We start from the raw sequence: 21,097 nt of genomic DNA on the forward strand, positions 1-21,097 counted from the left end.
AATTACTTGGTGCCGAAGATGCGGTCGCCGGCATCGCCCAGGCCAGGCACAATATAGGCGTGATCGTTCAGGTGCGAATCGAGCGAGGCGCAGTAGATCTTGACGCCCGGGTGGGCTTTCTGGAACACCTCGATGCCTTCCGGCGCGGCCACCAGGGCCAGGAAGATGATCTGGTCGTCGGTCACGCCGCGCTTTTTCAGCACGTCGACCGCGTGCACAGCCGAATTGCCGGTCGCCACCATCGGGTCGCACAGGATGAAGGTGCGTTCGACCGTGTCCGGCAGGCGCACCAGGTATTCCACCGGCTGGTGGGTTTCAGGATCGCGGAACACGCCGATGTGGCCGACGCGGGCCGACGGCACCAGGTCCAGCAGGCCGTCGCTCATGCCGATGCCGGCGCGCAGGATGGGGACGATGGCCAGCTTGCGGCCGGCGATGACCGGCGCTTCGATCGTCATCAGCGGGGTTTCGACGGTGCGGGTGGTCAGCGGCAGGTCGCGCGTGATCTCATAGCCCATCAGCAGCGTGATTTCCTTGAGCAGGTCACGGAAGGTACGGGTCGACGTGTCCTTCGCGCGCATGTGGCTCAGCTTGTGTTGTATCAGCGGGTGGTTGGTGATAAACAGGTTGGGAAAACGCGGATCTTGTTTCATTGTTTGCTCTATTTGGTCGGTATGTGTTTTTTATTATACTAGGCCTCGGAACCCAGAAACATCGCGACCGCCTCTTCCGCTATCTGGTCCAGGCTGGATCCCTGGCCCGGCTTGTACCACAGCACACTGTAATTGATCGCGCCCATCAGCAGCAGGCGCGCCACCGCGCTGTCGCTGCGCAGCAGGCCGGCGGCCGACAATTCATTGACCACGTCCTGCCACAATTGATCGTAGCGGTCGCGCAGCACCTGCACGCGTTCGCGCAGCTCCGGCGTCAGGCGGCGCCAGTCGTACAGCAGCACCGGGATGAAGTCGTGGCCTTCGCCCAGCACGATTTCCAGGTGGGCGCGCACCAGTGTCTGGAACTTGGCGCGCGGCGGCAGATCGCCCGCCACGATGGCCTCGGCGGCCGGCAGCCCCGCCACCAGACCCTCCTCCATCACCGCCGCGAGGATCTCCTGCTTGCTCTTGAAGTGATAGAACGGACTGCCGGAGCGCATGCCGACGGCGTCGGCGATATCGCGCGTGGTGGTGCCGTCGAAGCCGCGCTCGCGGAACAGGCGAGCGGCCACGCGCACCAGATCGGCGCGGCGGTTATCGACAGGGGCGGTATTCGTCATAACTATTTATCCAGTTTATTCAATCAGCGCGCGCGCCAGGATGGCCGCGCAATCGACGCCCGCCGGCAGGCGTCCGAACGCGCCGCCGGGTTCACGCGCCAGCCGCGACGCGACAAACGCCGACGACACGCAGGCCGGCGCATGCCGCAACAGCAGGCCGGCCTGCACCGCCAGCACCACCCGCTCGGCCAGCACGCGGGCGCCGAATTCGTCGGACTGCGGCTGGTTCAAGTCGGCCAGCAAGGCCTGCGTGTAGCGGACGTAGTCGGCGTCGGACTCGCCGGCCAGGGCCAGCTCGGACGCCAGCGCCTCGCGCGCGGCTGGAGTTTTGCCGAAGGCGCGCAACAAGTCAAGGCACATCACATTGCCAGAGCCTTCCCAGATCGAGTTGACCGGCAACTCGCGGTACAGGCGCGCCAGCGGGCCGTCCTCCACGTAGCCACTGCCGCCGATGACTTCCATCGCCTCCGCGCCGAAGGCCGGGCCGCGCTTGCAGATCCAGTACTTGCCGGCCGGTGTCAGAATGCGCGCCAGCAGCGCTTGCGCCGGATCGGCGCCTTCGTCGAAGCAGCGCGCCAGGCGCATGCCGAAGGCCGTCGCCGCTTCCGATTCCAGCGCCAGGTCGGCCAGCACGTTCTGCATCAGCGGCTGTTCGGACAGCGGACGGCCGAACGCCGAGCGCCGGCGCGCGTGATGCAGCGCATGCGTCAGCGCGGCGCGCATGGTGCCGGCGCTGCCCAACACGCAATCGAGGCGCGTGTGGCTGCCCATCTCCAGTATGGTCGGGATGCCGCGTCCCGGCTTGCCGATCAACCAGCCGTAGGCGCCGGTGAACTCGACCTCCGACGAGGCGTTGGAGCGGTTGCCCAATTTTTCCTTCAGGCGCTGCACGCGGATCTGGTTGCGGCTGCCGTCCGGCAGATAGCGCGGCAGGAAGAAGCACGACAGCCCGGCGCTGCCCGCATCGTCGGTCTGCGCCAGGATCAGGTGCGCGTCGCTTTGCGGCGCCGAGAAGAACCATTTGTGGCCAACGATGCGGTAGACGTCCTCGCCCTCCTCGCCGAACATCGCACGCGCTTCGGCCGGTGGCACCGGCTCGGCGCGGGTGGTGTTGGAGCGGACGTCGGAGCCGCCCTGCTTCTCCGTCATGCCCATGCCGATGATGGCGCCGCGCTTCTGCTCGACCGGCAGCGAGCGCGGGTCGTATTCGGTCGACAGGATCCTCGGCAGCCACTTGGCGGCGATCTTCGGCGCCTGCTTCAGCGCCGGCACGGACGCATACGTCATCGTCACCGGACATTGCGAGCCATTCTCCACCTGGCCGAACAGCATGTAGCGCGCCGCCCGTGCGACCTGCGCGCCGGGGCCGCCCAGCCATGGCGACGCATGTGCGCCGTTCTCGATCAACAGCGCCATCAGGCTATGCCAGGCCGGATGGAACTCCACCTCGTCCACGCGCTTGCCGGCGCGGTCGAAGTTGTGCAGCTTCGGCGAGTGCTGGTTGGCCAGCCGCGCCAGGTCGAGCACCTCGGCGCGGCCCAGCTGCGCGCCCAGCGCGTGCAGCGACTCGGCCGCCGCCGCGCCGCCTTCGCGCAGCAGCGCTTCCTGCAAGGCCGGATCGGCCGCGTACAGGTTGATGTTCTCGAACGGTGCAACCGTGTTGTTCACTTCATGCGTATCGAATGGATTCATTTCTTCTCCTTCTTCGGCAAGATGCCCATTTGTTTGGCGATGATGCCCAACATGACTTCATCGGCGCCACCGGCGATGGATGTCAGGCGCCCGTCGCGGAACATGCGCGCGACGCGGTTCTCCCAGCTGTAACCCATGCCGCCCCAGAACTGCATGCAGGCGTCGGGCACCAGGCGCAGCAGGCGTCCCGCCTTCAGCTTGCACATCGAGGCCAGCTCGGTCACATCCTGGCCGCTTATATATAGCTGCCCGGCGCGATAGGTCAGCGCGCGCAGGCTCTCCACTTCCGTCTTCAACTCCGCCAGCTTGAAATGGACGTGCTGATTATCCAGCAGCCGCCCGCCGAACATGGCGCGCTCGCGTGCCCAGTCCACCGTCAAGTCTATACAATTGGCCAGCGTTTGCACCGCGTTAGCCGCAGCCCACAGGCGCTCCTCCTGAAACTGCAGCATCTGGTACACAAAGCCCTGCCCCTCCTCGCCGATGGCGTGGCGCTGCGGCACGCGCACCTCGTCGAAGTAAATCAGGCCGGTGTCGGAGGCGTTCATGCCGATCTTGCGGATCTTCCTGCCGACCGAAACGCCCGGCGTATCCATCGGCACCATCACCAGCGTCTTGTTCCTGTGGGCCGGGCCGTCGGAGGTGTTGACCAGCACGCACATCCAGTCGGCCTGCAGGCTGTTGGTGATCCACATCTTGCTGCCGTTGATGATGTAGTCGCCGCCGTCCTTGCGCGCGCTGGTGCGGATGGCCGCCACGTCCGAGCCGGCGTGCGCCTCGGAGACGCCGACGCAGCCCACCATCTCGCCGCTGATGGCCGGCGCCAGGAACTCGCGGCACAAGGCGTCCGAGCCGAAACGCGCCAGCGCCGGCGTGCACATGTCGGTCTGCACGCCGATCGCCATCGGAATCGCGCCGCAGTCGACGTGGCCCAGCGTCTCGGCCATCGCCATCGAATACGAGTAATCAAGACCCGATCCGCCGTATTCCACTGGCTTGGTCAGTCCCAGCAAGCCGAGCTCACCCATTTTCCTGAACAGCGCGTGCGCGGGAAATATGCCGGCCTCCTCCCACTCATCGACATAGGGGTTGATTTCGCTCTCGATGAAGCGCCTCAGTGTGCGCTGTAATTCCTGATGTTCGTGGCTGTCAAACATGGCCTGCCCCCTGGTTGTCCGGCCAGACTAGCGCAATTGGCGTCGCGAAGCAAGCAGTTGCTTTGTTGTCGTTTGCACTCTATGATGGCCATCCAGACAAGGAGACTCCATGATCGAAGCCTATGTGTACGAGGCCATCCGCACCCCGCGCGGCAAGGGCAAAAAAGACGGTAGTTTGCACACCGTCAAGCCGATCACGCTGTTATCGGGCCTGATGCGCGAGCTGCAGACACGCCACAAGCTCGACACCGCGCTGATCGACGACGTCGTGCTCGGCTGCGTCACGCCGGTCGGCGACCAGGGCGCGGATATCGCCAAGATCGCCGCGCTGGCCGCCGGCTGGGACTGGAAGGTGGCCGGCGTGCAGCTGAACCGTTTCTGCGCCTCGGGTCTGGAAGCGGTCAACATGGCGGCGCAGAAGGTGCGCTCCGGCTGGGAAGACCTGGTGGTGGCCGGCGGCGTCGAATCGATGTCGCGCGTGCCCATGGGCTCGGACGGCGGCGCCTGGGCGCTCGATCCCGAGACCAGCCTGCGCACCGACTTCCTGCCGCAAGGCATAGGCGCCGACCTGATCGCCATGCTGGACGGCTACGCCCGCGAGCAGGTCGACGCCTACGCCATGCGCTCGCAGCAGAAGGCCGCCGCAGCGCGTGCAGCCGGCCGCTTCCGCTCGGTGGTGCCGGTCCACGACCAGAACGGCGTGCTGATCCTGGCCGAAGACGAATTCATCAAGCCCAACACCACCATCGAAACCTTGAGCGGCCTCAAGCCTTCGTTCGAGGCGGCCGGCCGGATGGGCTTCGACAGCGTGGCGCTGCGCAAGTATCCGCAACTGGACCGGGTCGACCACATCCACACGGCCGGCAACTCCTCCGGCATCGTCGACGGCGCCGCGCTTGCGCTGATCGGCAGCGAGGCGGCCGGCAACCAGCTGGGCCTGAAGCCGCGCGCGCGCGTGCTGGCCACCGCCGTCACCGGCACCGATCCGACCATCATGCTGACCGGCCCCGCACCCGCCGCCCGCAAGGCGCTGCTGAAAGCCGGCCTGGACATCGCCGACATCGACCTGTTCGAAGTGAACGAAGCCTTCGCCTCGGTGGTGATGCGTTTCATGACCGAGCTGGGCGTGCCCGAGGAAAAGGTCAACGTCAACGGCGGCGCCATCGCGCTCGGCCATCCGCTGGGCGCGACCGGCTGCATGCTGCTCGGCACCCTGCTGGACGAACTGGAAGCCCGCGACCTCAAGCGCGGCCTGATAACCCTGTGCGTGGGCGGCGGCATGGGCATCGCCACCATCATCGAACGCGTGTGAACGGAATGACCATGATCACCACCCATCAAATCGGCGGCACCATCACCGTCATGGTGGCCGCGCGCGCCATCAACCCGCTGAGCCGGCTGTTCCAGCGCGAGCTCGGCGCCCTGCTCGACAAGCTGGAAGCCGGCCGCTCAGGCCTGCACGGCGTCATCATCGGCTTCGACGCCGAGGCCACCGATTCGGACCACGAACTGGAGCACCTGATGGCGCTGACCGCCGCGCAGGCCGGCGACTGCATGCTGATGCTGGCCGCCTACAACCGCTTGCTGCGCCGCCTGGAATGCCTGGGCATTCCGGTGGTCGCCACGCTGGGCGGCGCGGTCGGCGGCCATGCGCTGGGCCTGGCGCTGGCCTGCCATCACCGCATCAGCCTGGACGACGCGACCTTCAGCCTGCCGCAAGTGCATCTGGGCGTGGCGCCGGCCGCGGGCGAGATCGTCCGCACCGTGCGCCTGGCCGGCCTGCAGGGCGCCATGCCGCTGCTGCTCGACGGCGCGACGCTGACCGCCGACCAGGCCCTGCACGCCGGCCTGCTGCACGCTGTGGCCTGCAACGAGGAACAGGTGTCCCAAGTGGTGCACACCACGCTGGCCGCCGACGCGCCCGCCGTGCAGCCGTGGGACGTCAAGGGCTATCGCCTGCCAGGCGGGGCGCTCACGTCCGCCCCGGTGCAGACCCTGCTGCAAATGGCGCCCGCCGTGCTGCGCCAGCGCACCGGCGGCCACCTGCCGGCGCCGGAGGCTATCCTGTGCGCCATGGTCGAGGGCCTGCAAGTCGATTTCGACAGCGCGCTGCTGATCGAAAGCCGCTATTTCTGCCAGACGGCCATCAGTCCGGTGGCCCACAATCTGATGCACTTAAATCAAATTCGCGCTGACGTGACGGCTCCGGCGGCGCTGGAGTTGGCCGCCGCATTGCGTTTATGCTACGCGAACGAGGTCAGCGCCCTGCGGGCCGGATCCGTGCCGGAAGCGCTGTTGCGCAACGCCGCACTCGCGGCCGGCCTGCCGCCGCCGCCCGATACCGCCGCCAGCCCCGCCAGCGACGGGGGCGAAGCATCCACGCTGCAGCTGGCGGAGCTGCGCGACCGCCTGCTGCACGCGCTGTGCGCCACCGCGCGGCAGCACGTCCAAAGCGGCACCGTCAGCGGCCCCGAGGCCGACCTGATTTCCGTGCAACTGTTCGGCTTCCCAGCCCACACCGGGGGCGCCATTCATTTCACACAACACGCCTGAACCAGGCCCCGCACGGCTGTCCAGAACAGCCGTGTTTTCCCTATGTAAACTTCAATTTATTGGCCTAACTCAAGAGAAAACTGTAAAAGTCGCTTCGATGTTGTCGTTTTTCATGTAAATCCACTCTCATCAGTGATACATTGCGTTCTGGTTTTGCAAGTTTCGCGCAGCCACGTTACATGTATAAAATGAAAGATTAGATCCTCGCGATGTTTTCCAGTATCCCAGCCCCATCCCCGCGACATGAATTGGATAACCTCATGGAAGAGGCGGGCGATGTTGTGTTCCGCCTCAATCAGCTGGGGCAGATACTGTATGCCAGCAAACGCGCGGTGGCCCTGATCTCCAGCTATGTCCCGCTGGCCGGCGACACGCTGCTCAAGCTGGTATCGCTGGACGACCAGGCGCCGCTGGCCGCCGTGCTGGCCGAAGTCGGCGGCACCAGCGTGTCGCGTCAGCTGGAAGTACGCATCAAGACGCCGGACGCCGAGATCTGGCACGAACTGAGAATCTCCTGCTACGCCAACCAGCACGGCCTGAGCGAGCTGCTGGTGGTCGGCCGCGACATGACGCTGCAGCGCGCCACCGAAGAGCGGCTGCGCCACATGGCCACCCACGACGCCCTGACCGAACTGCCCAACCGCCTGCTGCTGTCGGACCGCATGCGCATGGTGATCGCCAACGCGCGCCGCTCCGGCCAGGGCTTCTCGGTCGCCACCATCGGCCTGGACGGATTCAAGAAAGTCAACGACGGCCTCGGCCACCCGGTCGGCGACGCCGTGCTGCGCACCGCCGCCGCCCGCCTGCGCAAGACCCTGCGCGACAGCGACACCCTGGCCCGCGTCGGCGGCGACGAGTTTGTCGCCGTGCTGCCCGGCACCGCCACCGAGGCGCAGATCAAGCTGGTCACCGGCCGCCTGATCGCCACCCTGCAGTCGCCGTTTGAAATCGACAACCACACGATCTACATCGGCGCCTCGGTCGGCGTGGCGGTCTACCCGCAGCACGCCGAGGACGAGGTGCGGCTGGTCGCGCTGGCCGACGCCGCCATGTCGCGCGCCAAGGAAACCGGCAAGGCCCGTTGCGTGGTGTACAGCCAGACCCAGTCCGGCCCGCCGGAGCACGACATCTCGCTGGAGGCGGCGATGTTCCAGGCGGTGCGCGAGGGCGAGTTCCTGCTCTACTACCAGCCCATCGTCGACGCCCGCACGCGCGAGATCCAGGGCTTCGAAACGCTGATGCGCTGGAAGCACCCGACGCTGGGCATGGTGCCGCCGGCCCGCTTCATCCCGATCGCCGAGACCAACGGCCTCATCAATTTGCTGGGCGCCTGGGCCTTGAAGGCGGCCTGCGTGCAGCTGAAACAGTTCGAGGAAGTGGCAAAGCGCAGCCTGTACATCTCTGTTAATATCAGCCCGCGGCAATTCCGCAATGATAAATTTCTGGATGTGCTGGACGATGCGATCGCCTTCTCCGGCCTACTTGGTGAGCAATTGGTTTTGGAAATCACAGAAGGCACTTTGATGATCGACCCGGCGCATGCCGAGTCCATCCTGACCAAAATGGCCGAGCGCAAGGCCCGCATCGCCATCGACGATTTCGGCACCGGGTATTCCTCGCTGGCCTACCTCAAGCGCTTCCCCATCTCCGTGCTGAAGATCGACCGCACCTTCATCCGCGACCTGCCCGGCTCGCAGAAGGACGGCGCCATCTGCAACGCCGTGCTCGACCTGGCCAAGCACCTGGACCTGTCCGTGGTGGCCGAGGGCGTCGAGACCGAGGGCCAGATGGACTACCTGGAACAGCGCGGCTGCCAGTACATCCAGGGCTACCTGACCGGCAAGCCGATGGCCGCCAATGTGGCGCTGGCCGCGCTCAAGGAAAGCATCCACGTCAAGGTGGTGCCGCCCGAACTGCGCCAGGTGGCGCAATGACGGCGCGCTTCACCGCCAGCACGCCGCTGGGCGACGCCACGCTGGCCGCGCTGTGGGACTGCACCCGCCGGCGCGGCGACATGCCGGGCTTCGCCAAGGCCATCACCGCCATCCTGGGCGCGATGCGCGGCGAGGACGAGCAGGAATTCAACATGACCCGCACCGTGCTGTCCGATCCGGTGCTCACGCAAAAGGTGCTGCGGCTGGCCAACAGCGGCATGTACTCGGCCTTCGGCCAGCATGTGAACACGGTGTCGAAGGCGGTGCTGGTGCTGGGCACCGAGGCCATCGGCCACCTGGCGCTGGGCCTCAAGCTGATCGAGGAGCTGGCGGCCGGCTCGCCCGACGCCACCATCGCCCACATTGAAATGGAAAAGGCCGTGCTGGCCGGGATCGTGGCGCAGCAGATCGCCTACACGGCCGAAAGCCGCCACGGCGAGGAAGCCGTGGTGTGCTCGATGCTGCACACGCTGGGCCGCATGATGATGACCTTCTACATGCCGGAGCGCTGGCAGGAACTGCAGCGCGCGGCCGACCAGGCCGGCTGCGGCATCGACCAGGTCGCGCCCGAAATGCTGGGCCTGACGATGGAGGAAATCGGCCACGCGGCCGCCCTGCACTGGGGCCTGCCGGGAACGCTGGTCAAGGGCATGCGCAAGGTCGAGCCGCCGGCGCCCGGCACCGAAGTGAGCAGCTCGGACTGGATCGCCGGCCTGTCGACCATGTCGGCGCTGTGCGCGGAATCGCTGTGGCATGACGATGCTGCCGGCGCCGCCGTGGTCAAGGAACTGACGCAATCGTACGCCGCCATGCTGGGCGTGGAGCCGGACAACCTGATGCACGCCATCGAGCAGGCCAAGGTGGTGGCGGCCAACGACTTGTCCATCGCCCCGCTGTCGCGCCCCGCCGAGCGCCGCGCCAAGGCGCTGGCCAAGACGCGCCAGCGCGCCGCCGGCAACAAGATCCTGCTCAGCGGCCTGGCCGACATGCGCGACATGCTGGAGACGGCCAACCCCGGCCAGATGGTGCAGATCGCGCTGGAAACGGTGTACAAGGGACTGGACTTCTCGCGCGCGGTGGCCTTCGTGCGCAACCGCAAGGATAACCAGTACGCGGCCAAGATCAGCTTTGGCGAGGGCACCAGGGAACTGCTGCCGGCGCTGGCCTTCGACGACGCCTACGAGCCGAATGTGTTCCATGCCGCGCTCAACAGCGACCGCGTGATCTTCATTGAAAACGCCCGCGACGTGAAGTTCGCCGCCAAGCTGCCGTTGTGGTGGAAAAGCTCCCTGTCCGAAGCGCGCAGCTTCGTCATCCTGCCGCTGTCGGCCAATTGCCAGCCGGCCGGCTTCCTGTACGGCGACTGGGACGATTCCTTCCCGCCCATCCAGCTGAGCCAGACCGAGTTCGCGCTGTTGAACGACATGCGGGCGCTGGTGGTGCGGGCGGTCGAGCGCCGCCACAAGCTGGAAGCGGTCGGCTCCCGCGGTTAGTAAATATCGCGCTGCTGCCAGCGGTAGGACAGCGCGGCGGCCAGCATCGAGCAGGCCACCAGCGCGGCCGCCACGTAGTACACCGACTGCGGCCCCGCCCTCTCCCACCACTGCGCCAGGAACAGCCCGCCCAGCGAGCCACCGATGCCGTACGAGATGCTCATGTACAGCGCCTGCCCGCGCGCCTGCAGCGGCCCGGAGAACCAGCGCTGCAGGGTCATCACGGACGACGAGTGATGCAGCGCGAACGTTGCCGCGTGCATCACCTGCGCCACGATCAGCAGCCACAGCACGTGCGGACCGAAGCCTATCATCAGGAAGCGCACCACCGCCACGGCCAGCGTCACCAGCATCATGTTGCGCGCGCCCCAGCGCTTGAACAGCGGCGCCTGGAAGTAAAACAGCAGCACCTCGGCCGTCACGCCCAGCGACCACATGGCGCCGATCACGGTCTTGCTGTAGCCATTACGCTCCAGGTACAGCGAATAAAAGGTGTACAGCGAGGTGTGGGCCGCGACCATCAGCGCGGTCGAGGCGAAGAAGGCGATCACCTCGCGCCGGCGCAGCAGCGACAGCAACGGCGGCGGCGCCACCTTGTGCACGCGGCGCGGCACGTCCCGCAGGCGGAAGGCGGCGACTATGGTCAGCACCAGCAGCGCCGCGGCCACCCACGGCAACGCGGCGATGCCGTAGTGCTCCAGCGCGTACGCGGCCAGCGTGACCGAGGCGATGAAGCCGATCGATCCCCACATGCGGATGCGGCCGTAGAAGGTCAGGTCGCCGCGCATCTCGGACAGCATCAGCGCCTCGCAGATCGGCGCCTGGCCGCTGGTGAACAGGTTCAGCACGATCATCGCCAGCATGAAGTGGGCAAAGGTGCTGCCGAAGAAGAAGCCGCTGAAGCCCGCCAGCGCGGCGAAGCCGGCCATGCGCAGCACGAACACGCGGCGGTCGTAATGGTCGGCCACGTAGCCCCAGACGTTGGGGCCGACGATGCGCAGCACCTGGATCATCGACATCAGCACGCCGATCTGCGCCACCGTCATGCCCTTATCGGCAAAGAACAGCGTGGCGTAGGTGGACCAGGTTCCCGCGTGCGCGTAGTAGCAGAACAGGAATAAGGCGAAGCTGAAAGCTTGTACCGGCACCGCTTAGTTGGAAGCTGGCGGGACCGGCGGCACCGGCGGCGCGATGTTCGGCGTGGCGACGCGGACGTCGCCGCACTGCGCGCGGTGCATCAGCGCGTGGTCCATCAGCACCAGCGCCAGCATGGCCTCGGCGATCGGCGTGGCGCGGATGCCGACGCACGGGTCGTGGCGGCCGAAGGTCTCCACCATCACCGGGTTGCCGTCCTTGTCGATGGACTGGCGCGGCGTGCGAATGGACGAGGTCGGCTTGATGGCGATTGACACCGTGATGTCCTGGCCGGTCGAGATGCCGCCCAGCACGCCGCCGGCGTTGTTGCCGACGAAGCCTTCCGGCGTCAGCGAGTCGCCGTGCACCGAACCCTTCTGCTCGACCGACTTGAAGCCGGCGCCGATCTCCACGCCCTTGACGGCGTTGATGCCCATCATGGCATAGGCGATGTCGGCGTCGAGCTTGTCGTAGATGGGCTGGCCCAGGCCAACCGGGATGTTACGGGCGATCACGTCGATGCGCGCGCCGATCGAATCGCCGGCCTTGCGCAGCTCGTCCATCGCCTCTTCCATGCGGGCAATCAGGGCGGCGTCGCCGCTGGCGGCGAAGAACGGGTTGTCGTGCACGTGCGACCAGTCCTGGAACGGCACGGCGATGTCCCCGAGCTGGCTCATGCAGCCTTTGAACTCGGTGCCGTACTGCTGGTGCAGCCATTTCTTGGCGATGGCGGCCGCGCCGACCACCGGCGCCGTCAGGCGCGCCGACGAGCGGCCGCCGCCGCGCGGATCGCGGACGCCGTATTTGTGCCAATAGGTGTAATCTGCATGACCTGGACGGAAACTATCGACGATATTGCCGTAGTCCTTGCTGCGCTGGTCCTCGTTGCGGATCAGCAGCGCGATCGGCGTGCCGGTGGTCACGCCCTGGTACACCCCCGACAGGATTTCCACCGTGTCAGGCTCCTTGCGCTGCGTCACGTGGCGCGAGGTACCCGGCTTACGGCGGTCCAGCTCAGGCTGGATATCCGCTTCCGACAAAGGCAAACCTGGTGGGCAGCCATCGATCACACAACCAATCGCGGGACCGTGCGACTCACCAAAGGTAGTTACTGAAAACAATTTGCCAAATGTATTGCCGGACATAGGAAGAGAATCTTTGGAAAAAGGTGGAAAGTACCCAATTCTACCAGCCAGCGGCGTTTGCCGCCCGCCCGTAGCGATAATTTCCACAAAGCAAGTTTCCATTGGTAAAATACCATTCTTTCGATGAAAGCCGGGCAAACTTGCACACCAGTACGCAACGTTCTGTGTAAAGCGCCGGAAAACCGCGTTCTTTTTAACAATTCGCTATATACTTGATCTCAAGAACACCGAGAAATCCTGGAGATGTTACACATGCCCCCACCGATCACACCCCTTGAGCACTCCAAGGACGATCAAGACGATCTGGTATTCTTAGAAGAGCATCCGGCGATGCCCGCAGTGCCCGGTGCGCGCAACGTCTGGCGGGTCATGATCATCGACGACGACGAAGATGTTCACTCGACCACCACCTTCGCGCTGGGCAACCTCGACATGCAGCAGCGCCCGCTGGAATTCGTGCACGCGTATTCGGCCGGCCAGGCGCGCGAACTGCTGAAGCACGAATCCGAAATCGCCGTCATCCTGCTCGACGTGGTGATGGAACAGGACGACGCCGGCCTGCACCTGGTGCGCTACATCCGCGAAACACTGAACCTGGCCGACGTGCGCATCATCCTGCGCACCGGCCAGCCCGGCTACGCGCCGGAGATCGACGCCATCCGCGATTTCGACATCAACGATTACAAGACCAAGTCCGAGCTGACCCGCATCAAGCTGTACACCACGGTGACGGCGGCGATCCGCTCGTACGAACAAATCCGCAAGATCAACGACAGCCGGCGCGGCCTGAACCAGATCGTCCACGCCAGCACCCAGCTGATGGCGCTGCACGGCGTGCAGAACTTCGCCTCCGGCGTGCTGGCGCAGATCGCCGACCTGCTGGGCCAGGACGGCAACGGCGTGCTGTGCGTGCAGGAATGCCCGGAGGACGGCTGCCACCAGCTGATGGTGATGGCCACCATCGGCAGCTACCGCCACCTGGACAACGCCACGCTGTGCAACCAGGAGCACAAGCCCATCTACGACGCCATGGAGCTGACGCTGGGCCAGCGCCGCAACATCTACGGCCCGGATTTCATCACGCTGTACTTCGCCGGCAAGGCCAGCCGCGACTTCGTCGCCTACCTGGACGTGGGCCGCGCGCCGACCGAGATCGACGAGCGCCTGCTGGAAGTGTTCTGCTCCAACGTGGCCGTGGGCCTGGACAATGTCGAACTGGTCACGCACCTGCACAACGCCGCCTTCTACGACCAGCTGTCCAAGCTGCCCAACCGCACCCGCCTGGTCGAGATCCTCGACGCCACGCTGGCCGGCCCGGCGCGCGACGACGCCACGCTGTCGCTGGTCGACCTGGACCACTTCGCCGAGACCAACGACGCGCTCGGCCACCAGTTCGGCGACATGCTGCTGGTGGCGGTCGCCGGCCGCCTGCAAACCCAGCTGGGCGACCAGCTGACGGTGGCGCGCATCGGCGGCGACATCTTCTGCGTGCTGGGCGACTCGTCGCAGGTCAACCCGGCCAACATCCTGGCGCTGTTCGCCGATCCGTTCAGCATCGACGGCCAGGACGTGCAGCTGTCGGCCACGCTGGGCCTGGTGCGCCTGGGCGAGCATGAAGGCAGCGGCGCCGACGCCCTCAAGGACGCCGACATCGCCCTCAAGCGCGCCAAGTCGCAGCAACGCGCCGGCCACTTCTACTTCTCGCGCTCGATGGGCGTGGAGATCCGCGAACGGGTGCGCATGATGCACGCGCTGCGCACGGCCTTCGGCCAAAACCAGCTGTTCGTGGTGTACCAGCCGCAGATCGACCTGGCCACGCGCCGGCCGATGGGCGCCGAGGCGCTGCTGCGCTGGCAGACGCCGGACGGCAAGTTCATCTCGCCGGACCGCTTCATCCCGATCGCCGAGTATTCGGGCCTGATCATCGACCTGGGCGCGTGGGTCATGCGCACCGCCTGCCAGGAGCTGGTGGACCTGCGCAAGGCCGGCCACCTTGACTTCATGATGTCGATTAACGTCTCGCAGGTGCAGTTCCGCCATCCGCACTTCCTGGAGACGCTGCGCAAGGCGCTGGACGACACTGGCGCGCCGCCGGAATATGTGGAACTGGAGATCACCGAATCGATGGCGATGGAAGAGCCGGACATGCTGATCAAGATGCTGGGCCAGATCAAGCAGACCGGCGTGAGCATCGCGATCGACGACTTCGGCACCGGCTTCTCGTCGCTGTCCTACCTGCAGCGGCTGCAGATCGACCGCCTGAAGATCGACCGCGCCTTCGTCACCGAGATCACCGGTTCCGCGCGCGGCAGCAGCATCGCCGAGATGGTGATCCAGCTGGGCCGCAACCTCGGCCTGGCCGTGATCGCGGAAGGCGTGGAGGACGAGCGCCAGGCGCAGATCCTGCAGGCGCTGGGCTGCCCGCTGGCGCAAGGCTTCCTGTTCGCGCGGCCGATGACGGCCACGGCGCTCAACGGTTGGCTCAACAACGACACGCTGGAAGGCGCGGCCTGATAAAAAAACCGCCATGCGGCCATGCGACGCTCAACATCGTCGCATGGCCGCATGGCGGTTTGCTTTCCGGCGCCGGGCGCCGGGGTGTACTCAGTCCGCCTGGTCCGCCGTCTCGGCCGGCCAGTCGCGGATGTAGGCCTTCAGCATCTTGTTCTCGAAGCTCTGCGCCTCCAGCACCGCGCGGGCCACGTCGTAGAACGAGATCACGCCCAGGATGGTCTTGGCGTTCATCACCGGCAGGTAGCGCGCGTGCTTTTCCAGCATGATGCGGCGCACCTCGTTGACCTCGGTATCGGGCGTGACGGTGATCGGATGATCGTCCATGTGCTTGCGCACCGTGCCGGTGCCCACCGTGCCCGCGTTCTCGTGCAGCGCGCGCAGCACTTCGCGGAAGGTCAGCATGCCCGCCAGCTCGCCGAATTCCATGACCACCAGCGAACCGATGTCTTTCTCCGCCATCGTATTGGCGGCGTCGGCCAACGGCTGGTCAGGAGAGATAGTGTAAAGAATGCTGCCTTTAACCTGAAGAATTTCGGAGACTTTCATTTTGGGCCGTCCTGTCCGCTGATATAGGCTTTGTGAATGGGGGTTCTGATTATTGTAGCCTTATAGCGAATGTAGCGTATGAGCGGCAAAAAATCCAGCGCTCTGGATAAGCAAATCGCAACATTCTTGCAGAGCTGTTGCCAAGCCGCGATTCAGGGTAGGATGCCCAGCATTCCTATAACTCCAACGAGACCACATGAGCGGACCAAGATATCCCGGCTTTGACACCCTCGCGCTGCACGCCGGCGCCGCGCCCGACCCGGCCACCGGCGCGCGCGCCACGCCAGTCTATTTCACCTCATCCTTTGCCTTCAAGGACTCCGACCACGCCGCCTCGCTGTTCAACATGGAGCGCGCCGGCCACGTCTACTCGCGCATCTCGAACCCCACCAACGCGGTGCTGGAGGAACGCATCGCCGCGCTGGAAGGCGGCGTGGCCGGCATCGCCACCGCCAGCGGCCAGGCCGCGATGCACCTGGGGCTCGCCACCATCGCCGGCGCCGGCTCGCACATCGTCGCCTCGCGCGCGCTGTACGGCGGCTCGCACAATATGCTGGCCTACACGCTCAAGCGCTTCGGCATCGAGACCACCTTCGTCGACCCGCGCGACCTCAACGCCTGGCGCGCCGCGATCCGCCCCAACACCAAGGTGCTGTTCGCCGAAACGCTGGGCAATCCGGGCCTGGACGTGCTGGATATCGAGTCCGTCGCCGCCATCGCGCACGAGCAGAACCTGCCGCTGATGATGGACTCCACCTTCACCACGCCCTACCTGCTCAAGCCCTTCGAGCACGGCGCCGACCTGGTGTTCCACTCGGCCACCAAGTTCCTGTGCGGGCACGGCACCGCCATCGGCGGCCTGCTGGTGGACGGCGGCACCTTCGACTGGCAAGAGGCCTACGACAAGACCGGCCGCTTCGCCGAACTGTGCGAACCGTACGACGGCTTCCACGGCATGGTGTTCACGGAAGAGTCGACCGTGGCGGCGTTCGCGCTGCGCGCGCGGCGCGAAGGCCTGCGCGACTTCGGCGCCGTCATGAGCCCCCACAACGCCTTCGCCGTGCTGCAGGGCGTGGAGACGCTGGCGCTGCGCATGGACCGGCACGTGGCCAACACCCGCAAGGTGGTCGAGTTCCTGCTGTCGAATCCCGCGGTGGAATCGGTATCCTATCCCGAGCTGCCGTCGCACCCGGACTACGAACTGGCCAAGCGCCTGCTGCCGAAAGGCTGCGGCGCCGTGTTCTCGTTCAACCTGAAGGGCGACCGCGCCGCCGGCCGGCGCTTCGTCGACAGCCTGAAAGTGTTCTCGCACCTGGCCAACGTCGGCGACGCCAAGTCGCTGGCGATCCACCCCGCCTCCACCACGCACTTCCGCGTGCCGGCCGAGCAGTTGGCGGCAGCCGGCATCACCGAGGGCACAATGCGGCTGTCGGTGGGCCTGGAGGACGTGGACGATTTGATCGAAGACCTGGCGCGCGGCCTGAAGCTGTCGCAGAAAGGAGCATGACATGCTGCTGACCGTACAAGGCGTGGACGCCTACTGCTACACCGGCGGCAAGCCATTCAACGCCGCCTTGCCGACCGTGGTCTTTATCCACGGCGCGCAGAACGATCATTCGGTATGGGTGCTGCAGACCCGCTATTTCGCGCACCACGGCTACAGCGTGCTGGCGGTGGACCTGCCTGGCCACGGCCGCAGCAAGGGCGCGGCCAAGGCCAGCGTACCGGAGCTGGCGGACTGGCTGCTGCAAGTGCTGGACGCCGCCGGCGTGCAAAAGGCCGCGCTGTTCGGCCACAGCATGGGATCCTTGATCGCGCTGGAAGCCTCGCACAGGGCGCCCGAACGCGTCACCCACCTGGGCATGATCGGCTCGACCTACCCGATGAAGGTCTCGGACGCGCTGCTGGAAACCTCGCGCAGCGACGAGCAGAGCGCCATCGACATGGTCAACATCTGGTCACACTCGTCGATCGCGCAGAAGCCATCCTGTCCCGGGCCGGGCTTCAGCATCATGGGAGGCTCGCGCCGGCTGATGCAGCGCATCTCGCAGATCAATCCCCAGCAGGTGTTCCACACTGACTTCTCGGCCTGCAACGCCTACGCCAACGGCGAAGCGGCAGCGCAGGCGGTGCGCTGCCCCACCCTGTTCCTGTTCGGCGCCCGCGACATGATGACGCCACCAAAATCCACCAAGCTGCTGACCTCCACCATCAGCCACGGCAAGGTGGTGACAGTGGACAGCGGCCACTCGCTGATGAGCGAGCAGCCGGACGCGGTGCTGGATGCCCTGTTCAGTTTTGCGGGAACTTGAAGCGGATAATGCGGCTGGCGCCTTCCAGCACGATGCCGCGATAGCGGCGGCGGTAGATCACGATGCCCGCAGTGGCGGCCAGCACCGCCGCGATCAGCATCACCATGTCGTTGCCGCCGTGCGTGACCACGGCGCGCTGGGACGAGTGCATGGTCGACGCCTCGAACCTCTTGCCGACGTATTTGGCGCCGATCACCAGTTCCTCGGCGTTGATGCTGTTGACCAGGTACAGGCCGTAACCGCCCGGATGCACGGTCATCTTGCCGTCGCGGTAGACGAAGGAGCGGCGCTCGTCGCCGACGCGGATGCTGCCGACCACGTGGCCGGCGGCGTTGATGGCGGTGGCGAAGCTGTTGCCGTAGCCGATCATCGCACCCAGGTCGACCATCTTCGTGCCATCGTGGACAAAGGCGTGCCAGTGCCGGTCGGGCGTCTCGGACGCGCCGACCACCACGCCGGAATCGTTGACGGCGGTGGCGCTGCTGGATCGTCCACCCAGCGTGCCCAGGTCCTTCATGCCGGCGCCGGGCCGGTAGATAAAGGCGCGCCGGTAACCGTCCGCCAGCGCCGCCGTGCCGACGATCACGCCATCGGTGTTGACGCCGGCCGCGTAGCTGATGTTGCCGCCCAAAGTACCCAAATCGACCAGCGGGCCGTCACCGGCGGGGCCGGTGCTGAAGGCGTGGAAGTAGCCGTCGCTGGTGTCGGCGAAGCCGACCGCCTGGCCCGAACGGCTGATGCCCATGCCGTAGCTGCTGCCGCCGCCGAGCGTGCCGAGATCGCGCATCGACAGGCCGGCGCGGTAGACGAAGGCGCGCCAGTGGCCGTCGCTGTCCTGGGCCGAGCCAACCACGTCGCCGCCGATGTTGATGCCCTTGGTGAAGCTGTCGCTGCCGCCCAGGGTGCCCAGTTCGATCAGGCGCTTGTTCCACAGCACCGCGCGCTGGCGGCCGCTCTCCTCCTCGATGATGCCGGCCACCTGCCCACTCGCGTTGATGTCGACCGCGATGCTGGCCTCATCGCCGCGCTCCCCCAGGCCGGGCGGGTGCAGCTGCTGGGCAGACGACGCCACACCGGCAATTCCAAACAAGACCACCGCAATCGGCATTCTCAGCATGACGTCTCCCAGTTGATTTTTATGAATGTCGATTCTATAACGGCAATGGGCAACTGTCACCATCGGCGGAGTGATACAGCATGTGCCTGCCCCCGTGGCGCTGTGCCTTGTCCGCTCCGCGCCGCGCCCCTAGACTGGCATCACTTCCACGCTATGAGCCGCGCGCCATGACCGATCTGCTGCCCCTGATGACCTACTGCCTGGTGATGTCGGCCACGCCCGGACCGAACAACGTCATGCTCGCCACCACCGGCGCCAATTTCGGCGGCCGTGGCGCGGTACCGGCCATCATGGGCATCCAGACCGGCATGTTCGTGCAGACGATGCTGATGTGCCTCGGGCTGGGCAGCGTCTTTGTGACCTACCCATTGGCGCAGCAAGTGCTGCGCATCGCCGGATCGGTGTACCTGATCTACCTGGCCTGGAAGCTCAGCGGGGCGTCGATGAGCGGCGCGCAGGCGCCCAAGGCGGTGACGTTTGCCCAGGCGATGACCTTCCAGGCGCTCAACCCCAAGAGCTGGGTGAAGGCCATCACCGTGGCATCGGTCTTCATGCCCGCCGGCGGGAATACGCTCGGCAATGCACTGCTGGTGGCGGTAATCGGCGCCCTGGTGGGCGCGCCTTGCAACGCCATGTGGGCGCTGTTTGGCATGTCGATACGCCGCTTCCTGCAAGATCCGCAAAAGCAGCGCGCGTTCAATTGGACCATGGCCGCCATCCTGCTCGTGCTGGCCGTGATGTTTTTACGCTAGACTCTCATCATGTTCCCCATTGACCGCTCCTCTCCCATCGCCCTGTCCAAACAGATAGAAGCCCAGTTGCGCCACATGGTCGGGAGCCGCGCCCTGCCCGGCGGCGCCAAGCTGCCGTCGATACGCCAGTTGGCTACGCAGCTGGAAGTCAGCGCCAATACTGTGGTGGCGGCCTACGACCGGCTGGTCGCGGCGGGCGTCATCGATTCCCATGGCACGGCGGGCTTCTTTGCCTGTTCGCCCAAGGACGCCGGCAGCGTGGCGCCCGATGAAGTCGCGCTGGAAGCGGGCGAGGAGCAGGAGCCGGTCTGGCTGGCGCAGCAAGCCAACGACCAGCGCGCCGGCATTCTGCTGGCCAGCAGCGGCGCCCTGCCGCCGACCTGGCTGCAGGACGCCGTCCCCGGCAGCGCCGTGCAACGCGCCCTGGCGCGCAGCGCCGCCGGCATGGCATCGCGCTGCCCTCCGCAAGGACTGCCCGAACTACGTGAACATATCGCGCTGATATTGCGCGGCATCGGCATGGCCTTCGACGCCGGCCATATTCTCACGACCTTCGGCGCCACCCACGCGATCGACCTGATTTGCCGCAGTTTCCTGCAGCCCGGCGACACCGTGCTGGTCGAAGATCCCGGCTACTTCCTGATGTTCGGCCGGCTGCGCCAGGATGGCATCCGCCTGGTGCCGGTCAAGCGCCGGCCCGACGGCCTCGATCTCGACGAACTGGAAGCGGCCTGCCGCGAACACCGTCCGCGCTTGCTGTTCGTGCAGACCGCCTTGCACAACCCCACCGGCTGGAGCAGCAGCGCCGCCAATCTGCACAAGGTGCTGATGCTGGCGAAGCAGCATGGCTTCCTGATCGCCGAAGACGACGTTCACGGCCACTTCCAGCACGGCCACAGCACGCGGCTGGCCGCGCTGGCGGGCCTTGACGGCGTGATTTACTACTCCAGTTTTTGCAAGGCGCTCAGCCCCGCCCTGCGGATGGGCTATCTCGCCGCCGCCCCGGCCCTGCTCAAGGTGCTGATGCGGACCAAGATCCATACCATCATGACGATGCCGGCGTTGAACGAATACGTGCTGCTGGAGGTGCTCAGGGCCGGCAACCTGCGCAAGCACCTGGACCGCATGCAGCGCAAGATCATGGCCGCTCGTAACACCAGCACCCGGCAATTGAGCGAGGCCGGCGTGCGGTTCGAGCAGCCCGGCGACGCCGGCATTTTCTTGTGGGGGACGATGCCGGACGGCCTGGATGTCGACCTGCTGGTGCAGGACGCCTACCGCAACAACATCCTGCTGATGCGCGGCGCCGCCTTCTCGGCGAACGACACGCCCAACCAGCATATCCGCTTCAACGTCGCATTCAGCCAGCATCCGCGCCTGAGCAGCTACCTGCGGGAACGGCTGGAAGCCGTGACCGGCGTCCGTTCAAGCCTGGCGCGCGCCAGCGGCGCGGCCAGGCCTGTGGGCTCTTAGCA

General features: G+C 66.0%; 17 protein-coding genes. 9 read left to right on the plus strand and 8 right to left on the minus strand.

The genetic code is table 11. From position 1 onward, the window contains the following. Nucleotides 1–2: 2 nt before the first annotated feature. Genes upp through GTP90_RS22550 form a run of 4 tightly spaced genes read right to left on the minus strand, consistent with a single transcriptional unit; the run spans nt 3 to nt 4,122 of the window. Nucleotides 3–653 (minus strand): uracil phosphoribosyltransferase, encoded by a 651-nt coding sequence (gene upp / locus GTP90_RS22535; protein WP_161085643.1) that lies wholly within the window; start codon nt 651–653, stop codon nt 3–5. A 38-nt stretch (nt 654–691) separates the two neighbouring features. Then, the gene (locus tag GTP90_RS22540) at nt 692–1,273 is read right to left on the minus strand and encodes a TetR/AcrR family transcriptional regulator (protein WP_161085644.1); all 582 of its coding nucleotides are present in this window, start codon (nt 1,271–1,273) and stop codon (nt 692–694) included. Nucleotides 1,274–1,288: 15 nt separating this feature from the next. Next, complete coding sequence (locus GTP90_RS22545) at nt 1,289–2,965, minus strand: isovaleryl-CoA dehydrogenase (RefSeq protein WP_161085645.1); 1,677 nt, start codon at nt 2,963–2,965, stop codon at nt 1,289–1,291. Further along, nucleotides 2,962–4,122, minus strand: coding sequence for an acyl-CoA dehydrogenase family protein (locus tag GTP90_RS22550; RefSeq protein ID WP_161085646.1), 1,161 nt, complete (start codon nt 4,120–4,122; stop codon nt 2,962–2,964). Before GTP90_RS22550 ends, GTP90_RS22545 begins: the two co-directional genes overlap by 4 nt. 109 nt (nt 4,123–4,231) lie before the next feature. Between GTP90_RS22550 and GTP90_RS22555 the strand changes: the two genes are divergently transcribed. From GTP90_RS22555 to GTP90_RS22570, 4 genes are all read left to right on the plus strand, one after another. After that, nucleotides 4,232–5,434 (plus strand): acetyl-CoA C-acetyltransferase, encoded by a 1,203-nt coding sequence (locus GTP90_RS22555; protein WP_161085647.1) that lies wholly within the window; start codon nt 4,232–4,234, stop codon nt 5,432–5,434. Between the two features lie 11 nt (nt 5,435–5,445). Then, nucleotides 5,446–6,675 carry an enoyl-CoA hydratase-related protein gene (locus GTP90_RS22560; RefSeq protein ID WP_254452000.1) on the plus strand — a complete coding sequence of 410 codons (1,230 nt, stop codon included), beginning with the start codon at nt 5,446–5,448 and terminating at the stop codon, nt 6,673–6,675. 260 nt (nt 6,676–6,935) lie between these two features. Next, a complete protein-coding gene (locus GTP90_RS22565; RefSeq protein ID WP_161085649.1) occupies nt 6,936–8,609 on the plus strand; it encodes a putative bifunctional diguanylate cyclase/phosphodiesterase in 1,674 nt (557 codons plus the stop codon). Continuing rightward, nucleotides 8,606–10,102: an HDOD domain-containing protein gene (locus GTP90_RS22570; protein ID WP_161085650.1), complete on the plus strand. Its 1,497-nt coding sequence runs from the start codon at nt 8,606–8,608 to the stop codon at nt 10,100–10,102. The genes GTP90_RS22565 and GTP90_RS22570 overlap by 4 nt, the downstream gene beginning before the upstream one ends. Here the strand turns inward: GTP90_RS22570 and GTP90_RS22575 are convergent. Both GTP90_RS22575 and aroC read right to left on the minus strand, forming a co-directional pair. Next, nucleotides 10,099–11,250: an MFS transporter gene (locus GTP90_RS22575; RefSeq protein ID WP_161085651.1), complete on the minus strand. Its 1,152-nt coding sequence runs from the start codon at nt 11,248–11,250 to the stop codon at nt 10,099–10,101. The two genes, GTP90_RS22570 and GTP90_RS22575, sit on opposite strands and share 4 nt — an antisense overlap. A 3-nt stretch (nt 11,251–11,253) precedes the next feature. Continuing rightward, nucleotides 11,254–12,381 carry a chorismate synthase gene (aroC, locus tag GTP90_RS22580; RefSeq protein ID WP_161085652.1) on the minus strand — a complete coding sequence of 376 codons (1,128 nt, stop codon included), beginning with the start codon at nt 12,379–12,381 and terminating at the stop codon, nt 11,254–11,256. A gap of 252 nt (nt 12,382–12,633) precedes the next feature. Here aroC and GTP90_RS22585 point away from each other — a divergent pair, with 252 nt between their 5' ends. After that, nucleotides 12,634–14,895 (plus strand): putative bifunctional diguanylate cyclase/phosphodiesterase, encoded by a 2,262-nt coding sequence (locus GTP90_RS22585; RefSeq protein WP_161085653.1) that lies wholly within the window; start codon nt 12,634–12,636, stop codon nt 14,893–14,895. A 90-nt stretch (nt 14,896–14,985) separates the two neighbouring features. Here GTP90_RS22585 and GTP90_RS22590 read toward each other — a convergent pair whose 3' ends face one another. Beyond that, nucleotides 14,986–15,441 carry a CBS domain-containing protein gene (locus tag GTP90_RS22590; RefSeq protein ID WP_117010377.1) on the minus strand — a complete coding sequence of 152 codons (456 nt, stop codon included), beginning with the start codon at nt 15,439–15,441 and terminating at the stop codon, nt 14,986–14,988. Between the two features lie 196 nt (nt 15,442–15,637). Between GTP90_RS22590 and GTP90_RS22595 the strand changes: the two genes are divergently transcribed. Next, nucleotides 15,638–16,948 carry an O-acetylhomoserine aminocarboxypropyltransferase gene (locus tag GTP90_RS22595; protein WP_161085654.1) on the plus strand — a complete coding sequence of 437 codons (1,311 nt, stop codon included), beginning with the start codon at nt 15,638–15,640 and terminating at the stop codon, nt 16,946–16,948. A gap of 1 nt (nt 16,949) precedes the next feature. Then, nucleotides 16,950–17,753 (plus strand): alpha/beta fold hydrolase, encoded by an 804-nt coding sequence (locus GTP90_RS22600; RefSeq protein WP_161085655.1) that lies wholly within the window; start codon nt 16,950–16,952, stop codon nt 17,751–17,753. Here GTP90_RS22600 and GTP90_RS22605 read toward each other — a convergent pair. Further along, the gene (locus GTP90_RS22605; protein ID WP_161085656.1) at nt 17,734–18,870 is read right to left on the minus strand and encodes an HAF repeat-containing protein; all 1,137 of its coding nucleotides are present in this window, start codon (nt 18,868–18,870) and stop codon (nt 17,734–17,736) included. The genes GTP90_RS22600 and GTP90_RS22605 overlap by 20 nt on opposite strands. 167 nt (nt 18,871–19,037) lie before the next feature. On the opposite strand from GTP90_RS22605, the gene GTP90_RS22610 reads away from it, so the two are divergent. Together GTP90_RS22610 and GTP90_RS22615 are read left to right on the plus strand one after the other, a co-directional pair. Next, the gene (locus GTP90_RS22610; protein WP_161085657.1) at nt 19,038–19,622 is read left to right on the plus strand and encodes a LysE family translocator; all 585 of its coding nucleotides are present in this window, start codon (nt 19,038–19,040) and stop codon (nt 19,620–19,622) included. A gap of 9 nt (nt 19,623–19,631) precedes the next feature. Beyond that, nucleotides 19,632–21,095 carry an aminotransferase-like domain-containing protein gene (locus GTP90_RS22615; RefSeq protein ID WP_161085658.1) on the plus strand — a complete coding sequence of 488 codons (1,464 nt, stop codon included), beginning with the start codon at nt 19,632–19,634 and terminating at the stop codon, nt 21,093–21,095. Nucleotides 21,096–21,097: the final 2 nt, after the last annotated feature.

The sequence above is a fragment of the Duganella vulcania genome (genome assembly GCF_009857655.1).
GTDB classification, from domain to species: domain Bacteria; phylum Pseudomonadota; class Gammaproteobacteria; order Burkholderiales; family Burkholderiaceae_D; genus Rugamonas; species Rugamonas vulcania.